The sequence below is a fragment of the Pseudomonas sp. SG-MS2 genome (genome assembly GCF_009933855.1).
Lineage (GTDB): Bacteria > Pseudomonadota > Gammaproteobacteria > Pseudomonadales > Pseudomonadaceae > Aquipseudomonas > Aquipseudomonas putida_E.
In genome coordinates this window covers 1-14606 of sequence record NZ_MOMO01000089.1, presented here as the reverse complement: position 1 = coordinate 14606, position 14606 = coordinate 1, and the positions used below count along the sequence as shown (strand labels likewise).

General features: G+C 62.3%; 14 protein-coding genes. 7 read left to right on the top strand and 7 right to left on the bottom strand.

What is annotated here, in order from left to right:
* Positions 1–22: 22 nt before the first annotated feature.
* The 5 genes from BLX42_RS07290 to BLX42_RS07270 all read left to right on the top strand — a co-directional run bounded on the left by BLX42_RS07290 (position 23) and on the right by BLX42_RS07270 (position 5958).
* Entirely contained in the window at positions 23–2290 is a 2268-nt protein-coding gene (locus BLX42_RS07290) for a beta-galactosidase (protein ID WP_161871461.1), read from the top strand.
* A 107-nt stretch (positions 2291–2397) separates the two neighbouring features.
* Complete coding sequence (locus BLX42_RS07285; protein WP_161871460.1) at positions 2398–3543, top strand: serine hydrolase domain-containing protein; 1146 nt, start codon at positions 2398–2400, stop codon at positions 3541–3543.
* Positions 3544–3642: 99 nt separating this feature from the next.
* Positions 3643–4626, top strand: a complete 984-nt coding sequence (locus BLX42_RS07280; RefSeq protein ID WP_125924213.1) for an OmpA family protein — start codon at positions 3643–3645, stop codon at positions 4624–4626.
* A gap of 19 nt (positions 4627–4645) precedes the next feature.
* Positions 4646–5293, top strand: a complete 648-nt coding sequence (pdxH, locus tag BLX42_RS07275) for a pyridoxamine 5'-phosphate oxidase (protein WP_161871459.1) — start codon at positions 4646–4648, stop codon at positions 5291–5293.
* Between the two features lie 200 nt (positions 5294–5493).
* Entirely contained in the window at positions 5494–5958 is a 465-nt protein-coding gene (locus BLX42_RS07270) for a glycine zipper 2TM domain-containing protein (protein ID WP_012313068.1), read from the top strand.
* Between the two features lie 77 nt (positions 5959–6035).
* On the opposite strand, the gene BLX42_RS07265 is transcribed toward BLX42_RS07270, so the two are convergent.
* From BLX42_RS07265 to BLX42_RS07235, 7 genes are all read right to left on the bottom strand, one after another.
* Complete coding sequence (locus tag BLX42_RS07265; RefSeq protein ID WP_161871458.1) at positions 6036–7643, bottom strand: NAD(P)/FAD-dependent oxidoreductase; 1608 nt, start codon at positions 7641–7643, stop codon at positions 6036–6038.
* Between the two features lie 103 nt (positions 7644–7746).
* Positions 7747–8421, bottom strand: coding sequence for a COG3650 family protein (locus tag BLX42_RS07260; RefSeq protein ID WP_115273736.1), 675 nt, complete (start codon positions 8419–8421; stop codon positions 7747–7749).
* A 223-nt stretch (positions 8422–8644) separates the two neighbouring features.
* Positions 8645–9346: an ABC transporter ATP-binding protein gene (locus BLX42_RS07255; protein ID WP_046787727.1), complete on the bottom strand. Its 702-nt coding sequence runs from the start codon at positions 9344–9346 to the stop codon at positions 8645–8647.
* Positions 9347–10114, bottom strand: a complete 768-nt coding sequence (gene livG, locus BLX42_RS07250; RefSeq protein ID WP_039604710.1) for a high-affinity branched-chain amino acid ABC transporter ATP-binding protein LivG — start codon at positions 10112–10114, stop codon at positions 9347–9349. It lies immediately after the preceding gene.
* Entirely contained in the window at positions 10111–11367 is a 1257-nt protein-coding gene (locus tag BLX42_RS07245; protein ID WP_012313073.1) for a high-affinity branched-chain amino acid ABC transporter permease LivM, read from the bottom strand. Before BLX42_RS07245 ends, livG begins: the two co-directional genes overlap by 4 nt.
* Positions 11364–12287 carry a high-affinity branched-chain amino acid ABC transporter permease LivH gene (gene livH / locus BLX42_RS07240; RefSeq protein WP_008097482.1) on the bottom strand — a complete coding sequence of 308 codons (924 nt, stop codon included), beginning with the start codon at positions 12285–12287 and terminating at the stop codon, positions 11364–11366. The genes BLX42_RS07245 and livH overlap by 4 nt, the downstream gene beginning before the upstream one ends.
* Before the next feature lie 186 nt (positions 12288–12473).
* Positions 12474–13589 (bottom strand): branched-chain amino acid ABC transporter substrate-binding protein, encoded by a 1116-nt coding sequence (locus tag BLX42_RS07235; RefSeq protein ID WP_012313074.1) that lies wholly within the window; start codon positions 13587–13589, stop codon positions 12474–12476.
* A gap of 359 nt (positions 13590–13948) precedes the next feature.
* Between BLX42_RS07235 and BLX42_RS07230 the strand changes: the two genes are divergently transcribed.
* Positions 13949–14263, top strand: coding sequence for a DUF2288 domain-containing protein (locus tag BLX42_RS07230; protein ID WP_046787726.1), 315 nt, complete (start codon positions 13949–13951; stop codon positions 14261–14263).
* A gap of 160 nt (positions 14264–14423) precedes the next feature.
* Positions 14424–14606, top strand: a 183-nt coding sequence (locus BLX42_RS07225; protein ID WP_256671931.1) for an NAD(P)-binding domain-containing protein, incomplete at its 3' end; no start/stop codon positions are given.

The window sequence follows — 14606 nt, the reverse complement described above, 5'->3', positions numbered from 1 at the left end:
CTGGAAGGAGAGCCTGAGCCCTATGATCCGCCGCACCTTGCCTGCTGTTCTCACCCTGTTGTTCAGCGCCTCTGCAATGGCCGGGCAGCAGACGCTGTTCAGCTTCGTGCGCCCGGCTTCGGTCGTCAATGTGGCCACTGAAGGGGCCGGGATGCCGCAGTACAACGCAGAACAGACCGCAGAAGGCGAGGTGTTGCGGCGGGTGGTGTTCAACCCGGTCGAACGGCCTACCCTGCGGCTGAGCCCTCACAGTGGCGCATGGGATTGGTCGGCCGGGCAGTTTCTGACCTTGCGCCTGCAAAGTGCCATGGACTGGGCACTGACCGTCGATGTCACGGTGCTGGGCAGCGATGGCCGTACCCTGACCAGCCGTATCGACCTGCCTGCAGGGCCTGCGCAGACGGTCATGGTGCCGCTCAAGGCCAGTTCCCCCCTGAGCCAGGGCATGCGCGCCGGCCCACCGATGCCCTGGACCCATGAAGGGCAACGGTTGCTGCTGACCAGCAGCGCCGGTGAGGTCGATCTCAAGCAGGTGGTATCTGTCAGCCTGAGCATCCCCGGCCCCAAGGTTGCGCAGAACCTGCTGATCGAGAAGGTCGGTATTCAGGACGACGACCTTGCCTACCGGGCGGCCTACCACGCACTGATCGATGCTTATGGCCAGTCCACGCGCGGCCGCTGGCCCGAAAAGGTGGTCAACGATGAACAACTGAAAGCTGCTGACAACCGCGAGCAGCAACAGCTCAAGGCCTGGCTGGCCGAGCATCACAAGCAACAGCTGGACAGCTACGGCGGCCTGCTTGCCGGGCCGGCGTTCGACGCCAAGGGTTTCTTCCGTACGGAAAAGCGTGGCGGCCGCTGGCACCTGGTGACCCCCGAGGGCCATCCGTTCTACTCGTTGGGCGTCAATGCCGTGGCTGCCGATGGCGGGCGTACCTATGTCGCGGGCCGCGAAGGGATGTTCGGCGTGCTGCCGGGCGAAGGTGACGCGCTTGCCGCCTTTTATGGCGAGGGCAACAACGATGATGGCAATGCATCGTCGCAGGGGCGCAACTTCAAGAAGGGGCGTTGGTTCGACTTCTATGCAGCCAACATCCAGCGCGCCCATGGCAAACCTTGCCCGGCAGGGGAGGAGGGGCAACCTGCCGCGCCCTGCCCGCCCCTTGCGCTGGATAGCGCTCGTTGGCAGGCGCATACGCTCGACCGGTTGCAGGCCTGGGGCTTCAACACCCTGGGCAACTGGAGCGACCCCGAACTCGGCCAGGCCAAACGCATGCCCTATACCCTGCCGCTGTCGATCGTCGGTGACTATGCCAGCATCAGCACAGGCATGGACTGGTGGGGGCGCATGCCCGACCCGTTCGATCCGCGTTTCGCCATGGCCACCGAGCGAGCCGTGGCCATCGCCGCGCGTGACCACCGGGATGATCCCTGGCTGATTGGGTACTTTGCCGATAACGAGCTGGCCTGGGCTGCGCCTGGCAATGACCCCAAGGCCCGTTACGGCCTTGCCTATGGCACCCTGCGTCTGACAACCGATGTACCGGCCAAGCGTGCCTTCCTCAAGCAACTGCGCGACAAGTACCGTAACCAGCAGGGGCTGTCCAAGGCCTGGGGCATCGACCTGCAAGCCTGGGAATTGATGGAAGACCCAGGCTTCGAGGCGCCGCTGCCCAACCCCGAGCACCCTGAGATCGAACGCGATTACCAGCACTTCCAGCAGGTGTTCGCCGAAACCTATTTCAAGACCATCGCCGATTCGCTGAACTGGCATGCGCCCAACCACCTTCTGCTGGGCGGGCGCTTTGCCGTCAGCACACCCGAAGCGGTCAAGGCCTGCGCCGAGTTCTGCGATGTGCTGAGCTTCAACTTCTATACCCTCAAACCCCAGGATGGCTATGACTTCGCCCAGCTGGCGGAGCTGGACAAGCCGGTGCTGGTGTCCGAATTCCAGTTCGGTTCCCGTGACCGTGGGCCTTTCTGGCCGGGGCCGGTGGAAGTGGCGCGTGAAGAGGATCGGGGCCCGGCCTACGGCAACTTCCTCAAGGCGGCACTGGCGCAGCCGATGATTGTCGGCGCTCACTGGTTCCAGTACCTCGACCAGCCTGCCAGCGGGCGTTTGCTCGATGGCGAAAACGGGCACCTCGGGCTGGTGGCGATCACCGATATGCCATATCCGGGTTTTGTCGAGGCGGTGCGCAAGAGTAACCGGCAGGCCGTTGGTCAGTTGAGCAGCCTGTTGCACGAAGGGGGCTCTACCACGGGCGCGCCAACCGACGAGGCGCCCTGAAAAGGGTGCTTTTCTGCGTGATCATCCAGCCTTGCCCAGTAGGCAAAACCGCCAACTACTGAAACAATGCCTCCCTTTTTCAGCAAGGTCGAACGGAGAACAGGCGGGTGCAGATCCAGGGTCACTATGAGCTGAAGTTCGAGGCAGTGCGCGAAGCGTTTGCGGCATTGTTCGATGATCCCCAGGAGCGCGGCGCGGCGCTGTGCATTCAAGTCGGTGGCGAGACTGTAATCGACCTTTGGGCGGGCAGCGCCGACAAAGACGGCCAGCAGGCCTGGCACAGCGATACCATCGCCAATCTGTTCTCCTGCACCAAGACCTTCACTGCCGTCACCGCACTGCAACTGGTCGGTGAGGGCAAGCTGGCGCTGGATGCTCCGGTGGCGCGCTATTGGCCCGAGTTTGCCCAGGCAGGCAAAGAGAGCGTCACCCTGCGCCAGCTGCTCAGCCACAGGGCGGGTTTGCCCGCCATCCGCGAGCTGCTGCCAGCAGAGGCCCTGTATGACTGGCAAACCATGGTCGATGCGCTAGCCGCCGAAACACCTTGGTGGGCGCCGGGTACCGCGCACGGCTATGCCGCCATCACCTACGGCTGGCTGATCGGCGAGCTGATCCGCCGCGCCGATGGGCGTGGCCCAGGGGAGTCGATCGTGGCGCGTACCGCGCGGCCGCTGGTGCTGGATTTCCATGTAGGCCTGGCGGACGAAGAATTCGATCGCGTGGCCCATATCGCACGCGGCAAGGGCAACGCCGGCGATGCTGCCGCCCAGCGCTTGCTGCAGGTGACCATGCGTGAGCCCGAGGCGTTGTCTACCCGTGCGTTCACCAACCCGCCGGCCATCCTCACCAGCACCAACAAGCCTGAGTGGCGCCGCATGCAGCAACCGGCGGCCAACGGTCACGGCAATGCCCGTAGCCTGGCGGGTTTCTATGCCGGCCTGCTCGACGGCAGCTTGCTCGAGTCCGAATTGCTCGATGAACTGACGCGTGAACACAGCATCGGCGAGGATCGTACCCTGCTGACCCAGACCCGTTTCGGCCTTGGCTGCATGCTGGACCAACCCACAGTGGCCAACGCCACCTTCGGCCTGGGTGCGCGGGCCTTTGGGCATCCCGGCGCAGGTGGTTCGGTCGGTTTTGCCGACCCCGAGCACGACGTTGCCTTCGGTTTCGTGGTCAATACCCTTGGCCCTTACGTGCTCATGGACCCAAGAGCCCAGCAACTGGTGCGTGTCCTTGGCACTTGCCTTTGATCGGGTAACGCGGGTATTGCGCAACCCCTTTGACTATCCTCAATGCCAACGCCTCAAGTGTGTGGGCAAAATTTCTTTCTATTTCATGGTGTATCGCTGATGTCTTCACATAAAACCTTAGCTCTCGCCCTGTGCCTGACCGCTATGACCGGCTGCGCCAGCCATTCCCAGGATGCCGCGAAGGGCGGCCTCAGCAGCTGGTGGCCATTCGGTACGGACGAGGTCGCCGAGCAGGAAGTGAAGCAGGCCGTCACCGAAAAAGTCGCCAAGGCTGATGCCAAGTCCGAGAGCGCCAGCCGCTGGTGGTGGCCCTTTGGCGGTGACGACAAGCAGGCCAAGGGCCCGGTTGTACCAAAAATCGACGAAAAGGCCACCCAGGCCTGGCTCGATCAGTACGAGCCAAAACTGCGTGAAGCGATCAAGGACAGCAAACTGGAGCTGGAGCGCCGTGAGAATGTGTTGGTTGTGACCATCCCGGCTGACAGCTCCTACAACCCGGACCGTCCGAACATGCTGTTGCCTATGAGCCTGGGCCCGATTACCCGTGTGGCCAAAGCCGTCGAAGGCGACCCCAAGACTGCCGTGCTGGTGCTGGGCCACGCCGACACCAGCGGCGCTGCTGCTACCAACCAGAAGCTCAGCCTGGAGCGCGCCGCTTCCGTGTCGGCGATCTTCCGTTTGAGCGGCTTGAAGCGTGACCGTCTTTCGCTCAAGGGCATGGGCTCTGAAATGCCGCGCGCGGCCAACGACAGCGTCGAAGGCCGGTCCCTTAACCGCCGCGTGGAGATGCTGCTGACCCCGCAGAACACCATGCTTGCCCTGATGGCCAAATATCAGCGGCCAGCGCCGGCACCGGCCTCGATGGTCGCTGTCCAGGACACCAAGGCACCCGCTACCAAGGCAGCTGTTACCAAACCAGCCGCCAAGGCAGCGGCCAAACCTGCTGCCAAAAAGCCTGCAGCCAAAGCCAAGGCACCTGCTAAAACCACCGCCAAAAAGAAAGCCGCGCCGGCCAAGCCCGCTGCCAAGAAAGCTACCGCCGAGAAAAAAGTAGCCGCCAACAGCCCTGCGAAGACCAACTGATCGTCAAGGAAACGCAGCCATGACCCAATCCCTGGCCGATATGCGCCGCGACTACACCCGTGATGGCCTGGCAGAAGCCCAGGCGCCGGGCGAGCCGTTCGCTCTGTTCCATCAGTGGTTCGCCGATGCGGTAAAGACCGAGCAGGCACCGGTGGAGGCCAATGCCATGACCCTCGCCACGGTCGACGGTGATGGCCGTCCCCATTGCCGCGTTTTGCTGCTCAAGGGGCTCGACGACCGAGGGTTCACCTTCTTCACCAACTACGACAGCGCCAAGGGCCAGCAACTCCAGGCCAACCCCTTCGCTGCCATGACCTTCTTCTGGCCGGCGCTGGAACGTCAGGTGCGCATTGAGGGGCGTGTGGAAAAGGTTACGCCCCAAGAGTCGGATGACTATTACCAGGTCCGCCCGCTGGGTAGCCGCCTTGGGGCCTGGGCGTCACCGCAAAGCCGGGTGATTGCCAGCCGCGAGGCGCTCGAAGGGCTGGTGAAGGCCACTGAGTCCCGGTTCTCCGACACCCAGCCCCACTGCCCCGAGCATTGGGGAGGCTACCGCCTGCTGCCCGAGCGCATCGAGTTCTGGCAAGGGCGGGCGAGCCGGCTGCACGACCGGCTGAACTATCGGTGGGTCGATGGCCAGTGGCAGCGCGAGCGCCTGGCTCCGTGACGTTCATGGGGCTGCGCGGTAGCCCCATGCATGCTGTCACTACTTCAATGCAGTAAACCCTGACTATCCTCTGTCTAGATTTCCAGGCCCGGCTCGGAGACTGTACCGTAGCTGAACGGAAATAATTTTATGGCTTTGCTACCGTGACAGCCGTCGAGGTGCAGCGTCTAATGGACACCTGACTTATGGAGACTTTACCCATGCGTAAATCCGCTTTGCTGGTGGCGACTTTTACCACCATGTCGTTGTTGTTGGGCGGCTGTGCTTCGAGCCTGACCGGCGACAGCTACTCCCGTGATGAGGCCCGTCGCGTGCAGACCGTGCGCATGGGTACTATCGAGTCCCTGCGTCCGGTCAAGATCGAAGGCACCAAAACCCCTATCGGCGGCGGTGCCGGCGCGATTGTCGGTGGTGTTGCCGGCAGTGCCATTGGTGGTGGCCGTGGCAGTATCGTTGCAGCGGTAATCGGTGCCGTGGCCGGTGGCCTGGCGGGTTCCGCTGCCGAGGAAGGCATCACCCGCACCCAAGGTGTCGAAATCACCGTGCGTGAGGACGATGGCAGCATGCGCGCCTACGTTCAGGCCGTGCAGGAGAACGAAATCTTCCGCGTCGGTGAGCGTGTGCGCATCATGACTGTCGACGGTACCAGCCGCGTTACGCACTGACCGCGCCAAAACAAAACCCCGAACTGGCCAGGCCCGTTCGGGGTTTTTTATTTGCCTGCCCTGGCCCTGTCGCCGGCTTACAGCCCGAGCATATCCCGCGCCACGGCTTCGGCAATGCGAATGCCATCAACACCCGCCGAAAGAATGCCCCCGGCGTACCCGGCACCTTCACCTGCAGGGAACAACCCCTTCACGTTCAGGCTCTGGTAATCCTCGCCGCGGGTGATGCGCAGCGGCGAGGAGGTGCGTGTCTCGATGCCAGTCAGCACTGCATCATGCAGGTTGTAGCCTTTGATCTGTCGATCGAAGGCTGGCAGCGCCTCGCGGATTGCCTCGATGGCGAAATCCGGCAAACTCGGCGCCAGGTCACCCAAGGTCACGCCCGGCTTGTAAGACGGCTCGACGCTACCCAGCGCGGTGGAGGGTTTGCCTGCAACGAAGTCACCCACCAACTGTGCCGGTGCCTGATAGTTGCTACCGCCCATTACATAAGCGTGCGCCTCCAGGCGCTCCTGCAGCTCGATACCCGCCAGCGGGCCGCCCGGGTAATCGCGCTCAGGGTCGATACCGACCACGATGCCGGAGTTGGCGTTGCGCTCGTTACGCGAATACTGGCTCATGCCATTGGTGACGACGCGGCCTGGTTCGCTGGTGGCAGCGACCACGGTACCGCCGGGGCACATGCAGAAGCTGTATATAGAGCGGCCGTTCTTGGCGTGGTACACCAGCTTGTAGTCAGCGGCACCCAGTTTCGGGTGACCGGCATATTTGCCAAGGCGCGCCTTGTCGATCAGCGTTTGCGGGTGCTCGATACGGAAGCCCACCGAGAAGGGCTTGGCTTCCATGAACACGCCTTTGCCGTGCAGCATGCGGAAGGTGTCACGGGCGCTGTGGCCCAAGGCAAGCACCACGTGGCGCGACTGCAGCTGCTCGCCGCTCTCCAGCACCACGCCGCTCAGTTGGCCATCGTCGATCAGCAGGTCGGTGACTTTTTCCTGGAAGCGCACTTCACCGCCCAGGGCGATGATGTCCTGGCGCATCTGCTCGACCATGCCGGTCAGGCGGAAGGTACCGATGTGCGGCTTGTTGATGTAGAGGATCTCGTCCGGCGCACCGGCCTTGACGAACTCTTCCAGTACCTTGCGGCCATGGTGAAGCGGGTCCTTGATCTGGCTGTACAGCTTGCCGTCGGAGAAGGTCCCGGCACCGCCTTCGCCGAACTGCACGTTGGACTCGGGGTTGAGCACGCTCTTGCGCCACAGGCCCCAGGTGTCCTTGGTGCGCTGGCGCACTTCCTTGCCACGCTCGAGGATGATCGGCTTGAAGCCCATCTGGGCCAGCAGCAGGCCGGCGAAGATGCCGCACGGGCCGAAGCCGACCACGACCGGACGCTCCTGCAGGTCGGCAGGGGCGTGGCCAACGTACTTGTAGGTGACATCCGGCGCGACGCTGATGTTGCGATCGTCAGCGAACTTGGCTAGTAGCTCCGCTTCGTTGCTGGCTTCAAGGTCGATGGTGTAGATGAACAGCAATTCGCTGTTCTTCTTGCGCGCATCGTAGCTGCGCTTGAACAGGTTGAAGCTGAGCAGTTGCTCATCGCGGATGCCCAGGCGCTGGACAATGGCTTCGCGCAGCGCTTCGTCGGGATGGTCCAGGGGCAGCTTCAGTTCGGTGATTCGTAGCATGGCAGGGTCCAGTATCCCGGCCATGGGCGGCCGGCGGCTTTACACAAACCGCCAAGTATAAGCTGTTCGCCGCCCTGACTGGCAGGATAAAAGTGCCCGGCGATCAGTTGTCGCGTGCACCGCCGTAGTAGCCGCAGCCCTGCAGGGTCTGGCCATCGATGCTCAGCTCGGCGCGCAGGTGGTGCACGGCACCGGTGGCAGTATCGACGCAACGCTGCGGGGCGACCCACAGTTCCACCTGCTGGCCGTTGGCTTCGCTGCTCAGGGTCAGGCCGCCGCCGGGCACTTCCTCCTCCAGGAAGGGCAGCGGCAATGGCTCCTTGCCAATGCGGTTGAGCACCATGCCTTTGCCACTGGCCTTGATGTCCCACTCAGGCTCATGGCCGCTGGCGCGCAGGGTCAGCTGCTTGAAGTTGGGATCTTCGCAGGCGCGGGTGGACGGGTCCAGGCGGTACAGGCGGCGCACCTCGAGCTGGCCGTCGCTGTTGGCCTGCTTGCTGCCGGTGAGGCGCCCGCGTACATCGGCGAACAGTTTGTCACCGGCGTCGTCTGCCAGGTTGGCGGCTTCCTGCAAAATGCCGGTGCCGGCCACATCCTTGATCACGAAGCGACGGGGTTCATTGCAGGGCTTGAACAGCAACTGGCCGCCCCCGGCGCTCAATTCGCCCTGCATGCGCACAGTGCCGATGTTCGGATCGCTTGGTGGGGCGGCCAGCATCTGGCAGCCGGCGAACAGGGGCAGCAGGGCGGTGAGTAGCAGGGAAGGGGTGAGGCGCATGGGACGGGGCTCCGGGATGCTTGCATGAAGTGCAGGCCACGGTACCCATGCCAGGCGCTGATCACAAGAGAAAGCAATTTGGGGCCGCTTTGCGGCCCATCGCCGGCAAGCCGGCTGCTACAGGAACAGCGCTGACCCTGTAGGCGCTGGCTTGCCGGCGATGGGCTGCGTAGCAGCCCTGATAAAGCTAACTGACTGGCATGAGCCCGAGGCCCTTTGCCAGTCAACCGCCCAGGTAGGCGTCACGCACTTTCGGGTCGGTCAGCAGCGCCTCCCCCGTGCCTTGCATTACAACCCGGCCATTCTCCAGCACATAGGCCCGATCTGCGACCTTCAACGCCTGGTTGGCGTTCTGTTCCACCAGGAACACCGTCACGCCATCGCGGCGCAACTGTTCGATGATGTCGAAGATCTGCTGGATGATGATAGGCGCCAGGCCCAACGAGGGCTCGTCGAGCAGCAGCAGCTTGGGCTTGCTCATCAGCGCCCTGCCGATGGCCAGCATCTGCTGCTCGCCGCCGGACATGGTGCCGCCGCGCTGGAGATAACGCTCTTTCAGCCTCGGGAACAGTTGCAGGACTTTGTCCAGTTGCTCCTGATAGTCGCCTTTGTCGGTGAAGAAGCCGCCCATGGCGAGGTTTTCCTCGACGGTCAGGCGGGCGAACACACGGCGGCCCTCCGGGACCACGGCGATGCTCTTGCGCATGATGTGCGAAGAAGGCTGGCCGACCAGCTCTTCACCCAGGTACTTGATGCTGCCGCTGTGCGCCTGCGGCGAGCCGCACAGGGTCATCAGCAAGGTTGACTTGCCCGCACCGTTGGCACCAATCAGGGTGACGATCTCACCCTGATTGATCTCGACGTTGACGCTGTGCAACGCCTGGATCTTGCCGTAGAAGGTGGAGACGTTCTCGAACTTCAGCATTTACGCTTCCCCCAGGTAGGCTTTGATCACGTCAGGGTTGTCGCGAATTTCCTCCGGTGTGCCGTTTGCCAGGGGCGTGCCCTGGTTGATGACGACGATATGGTCGGAAATGCTCATCACCAGCTTCATGTCGTGTTCGATCAGCAGCACGGTGACGTTGTGCGACTCACGCAGATAGGCGATCAACGCCTTGAGGTCCTCGGTTTCCTTGGGGTTCAGGCCCGCTGCCGGCTCGTCCAGCATGATGATCCGCGGCTGGGTCATCATGCAGCGGGCGATTTCCAGGCGGCGTTGCTGGCCGTAGGCGAGGGTGCCGGCGGTACGGTTGGCGAACTCGGTCAGGTTGACCTTCTCCAGCCAGTACTGCGCGCGCTCCAAGGCCTCTTTCTCGCTGCGGCGGAAGCTTGGGGTCTTGAACAGGCCGGCGAAGAAGTTGGTGTTGAGGTGGCGGTGCTGGGCGATCAGCAGGTTTTCCAGCGCGGTCATCTCTTTGAACAGGCGCACGTTCTGGAAGGTCCGCACCACGCCCTTGCGGGCGATCTGGTGGCCGGCCAGGCCCTGGATCGGCTGGCCGTCGAGCAGGATGGTGCCGCCGCTGGGCTTGTAGAAGCCGGTGAGGCAGTTGAACACGGTGGTCTTGCCAGCGCCGTTCGGGCCGATCAGCGCCACTACCTGTTTTTCCTTGACGGTCAGGGCCACGCCGTTGACCGCCAACAAGCCGCCGAAGCGCATGCTCAGGCCGCTGACTTGCAGAATTTCGCGGCTCATCGACGCAGCTCCATGTGTGGACGTTGCATAGGCAGCAAGCCTTGCGGACGCCAGATCATCATCAACACCATCAGCGCACCGAACATCAACATCCGGTATTCGCTGAACTCACGCATCAGCTCAGGTAGCAGGATCATCACGATGGCCGCGAGGATCACGCCCAGTTGTGAGCCCATGCCGCCAAGCACGACGATGGCGAGGATGATCGCCGACTCGATGAAGGTGAACGACTCGGGTGTCACCAACCCTTGACGGGCGGCGAAGAAGCTGCCGGCGAAACCGGCGAAGCAGGCGCCCAGGGTGAATGCCGAGAGCTTGATCACAGTCGGGTTCAGGCCCAGCGCGCGGCAGGCGATCTCATCTTCACGCAGCGCCTCCCAGGCGCGCCCGATGGGCATGCGCAGCAGGCGATTGATGACGAACAGCGCCAGCAGTGCCAGCAACAGTGCCACCAGGTAGAGGAAGATGACCTTGTTGATCGAGTTGTACGGCAACCCGAAGTACTCGTGGAAGGTCTGCATCCCCTCGGCAGCACGCCGCTCGAAGGTGAGGCCGAAGAGCTCCGGTTTGGGGATGTTGCTGATGCCGTTGGGGCCGCCGGTCCAGTCGGTCAGGTTTCGCAGGAACAGGCGGATGATCTCGCCGAAGCCCAGGGTCACGATCGCCAGGTAGTCACCGCGCAGGCGCAGCACCGGGAAGCCGAGCAGGAAGCCGAAGGTCGCGGCCATCAGGCCGGCGATCGGCAAGCATACCCAGAAGCTCCAGCCCAGGTAGTGCGACAGCATCGCATAGCTGTAGGCGCCGACAGCGTAGAAGCCGACGTAACCCAGGTCCAGCAGGCCCGCCAGGCCGACCACGATGTTCAGGCCCAGGCCCAGCAACACGTAGATCAGGATCAGCGTGGCGATGTCGACGGCGCCGCGCGAGCCGAAGAACGGCCAGACCAGCGCCACCACGATCAGCCCGATGATGATCCAGCGTTGTGTCTTGGGCAGGGTCAGGTAATTGCTTACCGCGGGCGAGATCAGCTTGCGATCCGAGCGGCGGCCCATCACCGAGCTCCACTGCCTGTCGAACAGCACGCGCAGGAACATCAGCACCGAGCAGGCGGCGATGATGCCGATGGTGAACGAGCCCTGGCTGTGCACCACCAGGCTGATGCCATCGATGCTCAGTTTCAGGCCCAGCACCGGGAAGGCCACGGCCCACACCAGCAAGGCGCTGAAGAACGCCTGTTTGAGATTTCTGTTCATACTTTTTCAACCTCCGGGCGGCCGAGGATGCCGGTCGGCCGGAACAGCAGGACAAGAACCAACAGGCCGAATGCCACCACGTCCTTGTACTGGTCGCCGAAGATATCAGCGCCAAAGGCTTCGGCCACGCCCAGCACCAGGCCACCGAGCATCGCGCCCGGAATGCTGCCGATGCCACCCAGTACCGCCGCCGTGAAGGCCTTCAGGCCCACCAGGAAACCGGCGTTGGGGTTGATCACGCCGTACTGCATGCTCAGCAGCACAGCCGCCACCGCCGCCAGCGCGGCACCGATGACGAAGGTCAGGGCGATGATGTTGTTGGTGTTGATGCCCAGCAGGTTGGCCATCTTGATGTCCTCGGCGCAGGCGCGGCAGGCGCGCCCCAGGCGAGAGCGGGAGATGAACAGGGTCAGCAGGGTCATGGCCACCAGGGTGACCACGAACACCAGGATCTGCATGTAGCTGATCAGGACTTCTTCAGCACCGCCTGGCCCGAAGGAGAAGCTCCCGGGGATCAGGTTAGGGATGGATTTGTCCTTGGAATCCTGCGACAGCAGCACGGTGTTCTGCAGGAAAATCGACATGCCGATGGCGGAAATCAGCGGGATCAGACGGTTGCTGTTGCGCAGGGGGCGGTAGGCAACCCGTTCGATGCTGTAGCCATAGGCGCTGGTGACGAAGATCGTCGCGACGAAGGCAACGGTCATCAGGATCGGCAGCGAATGGATACCCATCATGGCCAGCCCTGCGAGGGCGATGAAGGCCACATACGAACCGATCATGTACACCTCGCCATGGGCGAAGTTGATCATGCCAATGATGCCGTACACCATCGTGTAACCGATGGCGATCAAGGCATAGGTGCTGCCGATGGTCAATCCATTAACCAGTTGTTGGAAGAAATGGTAGATCTCAGGCATTACAGCGCTCCTAAAAACCTGATTTGCATTTCGCTGGCGGGGGTAGGCCAGGAAACCGCGAGTGACGGTTTTAAGATTTTCAGGTGAACCGGCCCCCGGATCGCGGGAATCAGGTCCATGAACCTCGTAAAACAAAGCCCACTGCTCGCACAGTGGGCTTTTACGGTCAGCTATTCAGTCACGCAGTTACTGAGGGGAGACTTCGGTCTTCGGCTTGCCGAAGTGCCATTCGTAGACCACGAACTTGAAGTCTTTGAGGTCGCCTTTTTCGTCGTACGACAGCGTGCCGGTCGGGGTCTTGAACGAGCCGGCGTGGATGGCGGCTGCCACCTTGTCGGTGTCTTCGGACTTGGCAGCCTCGATGCCTTTGGCGATCAGCTCCACGGCGGAGTAGGCCGGGAACACGAACGGACCGCTCGGGTCCTTGCCGTCAGCCTTGATGGCATCGACGATGGCCTTGTTCTCAGGGTCGGCGTCGAACGACTTCGGCAGGGTGACCAGCAGGCCTTCGGAGGCGTTCTGGGCGATCTGCGAGATCGAGTCGTTGCCTACGCCTTCTGGCCCCATGAACTTGGCTTTCAGGCCTTTTTCCTGAGCCTGGCGCAGGATCAGGCCCAGCTCTGGGTGGTAGCCGCCGTAGTAGACGAAGTCGACGTTGTTCTGCTTGAGCTTCTGGATGATCGAGGAGAAGTCCTTGTCACCGGCGTTCAGGCCTTCGAAGACGGCAACCTTGGTGCCTTTGCCTTCCAGGGTCTGCTTGACGGCGGTGGCGATGCCTTCACCGTACTGCTGCTTGTCGTGCAGCACTGCAACGACCTTCGGCTTGACGTGGTCGGCGATGTAGTTGCCGGCCGCAGGGCCTTGGGCGCTGTCCAGGCCGATGGTGCGGAAGATCAGCTTGTAACCACGGGCGGTGATTTCCGGGCTGGTGGCGGCCGGGGTGATCATGATCACGCCTTCGTCTTCGTAGATGTCGGACGCTGGCTGGGTGGAGCTGGAGCACAGGTGGCCGATGACGAACTTGACGCCGTCGTTGACCACTTTGTTGGCGACTGCCACGGCCTGTTTAGGGTCGCACGCGTCGTCGTATTCCTTGGCTTCAAGCATTTTGCCATCGACGCCGCCCTTGGCGTTGATGTCCTTGATGGCCTGTTTTGCGCCGATGAACTGCATGTCGCCGTACTGGGTCACAGGACCGGTTTTCGGACCGGCGATGCCGATCTTGATGGTATCGGCGGCAAACGAATGGCTGGCTACCCCGGCCAGTACCATTGCGGCGAACAGCTTGGAAATCTTGATCATAGTGCTCCACTCATTCTGTTGTAATTCTTATAGTCCTGGCGGCCAGGGCTACAGACCGGGCGGGATTTGCGGTATGGCCACGCCACACTGCATGCCCACCTTCCCCCGGAACATGTCCCGGAACTGTACCGGTACAGTGTAGAGCGCTGCCCGAGCGCTTGAAAAGCGGGCGAAAAGCGCCTGTTTCGCGGGTTGTCGCATGATCGACACAAAGATACAGAAAGGCGCCATTACATCGCCTGCATCTTCGGCCCTACCCCACAAGTTCTGGGCCAATCGACCAAATTACATATTTGAAACCGGGTTTTTCTGCAAAAATGCCGGCCTTTTTTATTGGCCGATATTTGCGGTAAAAACCCATGACTGATCAAACAAGCACCCTCTATGCCAAATTGCTCGGCGAGACGGCAACTATCGAGTGGAAGGCATTGGAGCGTTTTTGGGCAAAGGGTGACCTGATTTGGGTCGACCCCAGCCTGGACTTGATAGCGGTTGCCGAAGTGATGGCGCAGAATCGCAGCGAGATGTTCGCCAAGTGGCGTGATGATGGCACCGTGGGCCCTGTCACGGCCGAACAGGCGCTCGACCTGCAAACCCGCGATCCAGAGATATGGGCGGTGGTGGTTTCGCCGTTCATCGTGATTCAGGTGAAGAGCGCCAAATCCGCCGGATGATTTTGGTGCGCGAAAATGCGCAGCCGCCCCATTCTGGTGCTCGATGGCGTTCAGGTGGGGTGGAGGTAGGTAACAATTCGGCGTGGCGGTAACAGTTTACGGGATGCGTAATGGGGCCGTGGTACGGCCCGGATAACTATCGGATTTGCCAGGAGTCGTTATGAGCACTGAACTGCCTTCGCTTGGATTCGCCGGGATTGGTCTGATGGGGCTGCCGATGTGTCGGCGCCTGCTGGCCGCAGGTTACCCGCTGACCGTCTGGAACCGCAGCCCGGAAAAGTGTGCCGAGCTGGTCGCGGCTGGCGCGCAGCTGGCTGCCGACCCTGCCGGGTTGTGCCGGGGC

What these genes read in the sequence shown, in the direction of transcription:
- BLX42_RS07290 (WP_161871461.1), top strand. Translation starts at nt 23, where the DNA reads ATGATCCGCCGCACCTTGCCTGCTGTTCTCACCCTGTTGTTCAGCGCC.
- BLX42_RS07280 (WP_125924213.1), top strand. Translation starts at nt 3,643, where the DNA reads ATGTCTTCACATAAAACCTTAGCTCTCGCCCTGTGCCTGACCGCTATG.
- pdxH (WP_161871459.1), top strand. Translation starts at nt 4,646, where the DNA reads ATGACCCAATCCCTGGCCGATATGCGCCGCGACTACACCCGTGATGGC.
- BLX42_RS07270 (WP_012313068.1), top strand. Translation starts at nt 5,494, where the DNA reads ATGCGTAAATCCGCTTTGCTGGTGGCGACTTTTACCACCATGTCGTTG.
- BLX42_RS07265 (WP_161871458.1), bottom strand. Translation starts at nt 7,643, where the DNA reads ATGCTACGAATCACCGAACTGAAGCTGCCCCTGGACCATCCCGACGAA.
- BLX42_RS07260 (WP_115273736.1), bottom strand. Translation starts at nt 8,421, where the DNA reads ATGCGCCTCACCCCTTCCCTGCTACTCACCGCCCTGCTGCCCCTGTTC.
- BLX42_RS07255 (WP_046787727.1), bottom strand. Translation starts at nt 9,346, where the DNA reads ATGCTGAAGTTCGAGAACGTCTCCACCTTCTACGGCAAGATCCAGGCG.
- livG (WP_039604710.1), bottom strand. Translation starts at nt 10,114, where the DNA reads ATGAGCCGCGAAATTCTGCAAGTCAGCGGCCTGAGCATGCGCTTCGGC.
- BLX42_RS07245 (WP_012313073.1), bottom strand. Translation starts at nt 11,367, where the DNA reads ATGAACAGAAATCTCAAACAGGCGTTCTTCAGCGCCTTGCTGGTGTGG.
- livH (WP_008097482.1), bottom strand. Translation starts at nt 12,287, where the DNA reads ATGCCTGAGATCTACCATTTCTTCCAACAACTGGTTAATGGATTGACC.
- BLX42_RS07235 (WP_012313074.1), bottom strand. Translation starts at nt 13,589, where the DNA reads ATGATCAAGATTTCCAAGCTGTTCGCCGCAATGGTACTGGCCGGGGTA.
- BLX42_RS07230 (WP_046787726.1), top strand. Translation starts at nt 13,949, where the DNA reads ATGACTGATCAAACAAGCACCCTCTATGCCAAATTGCTCGGCGAGACG.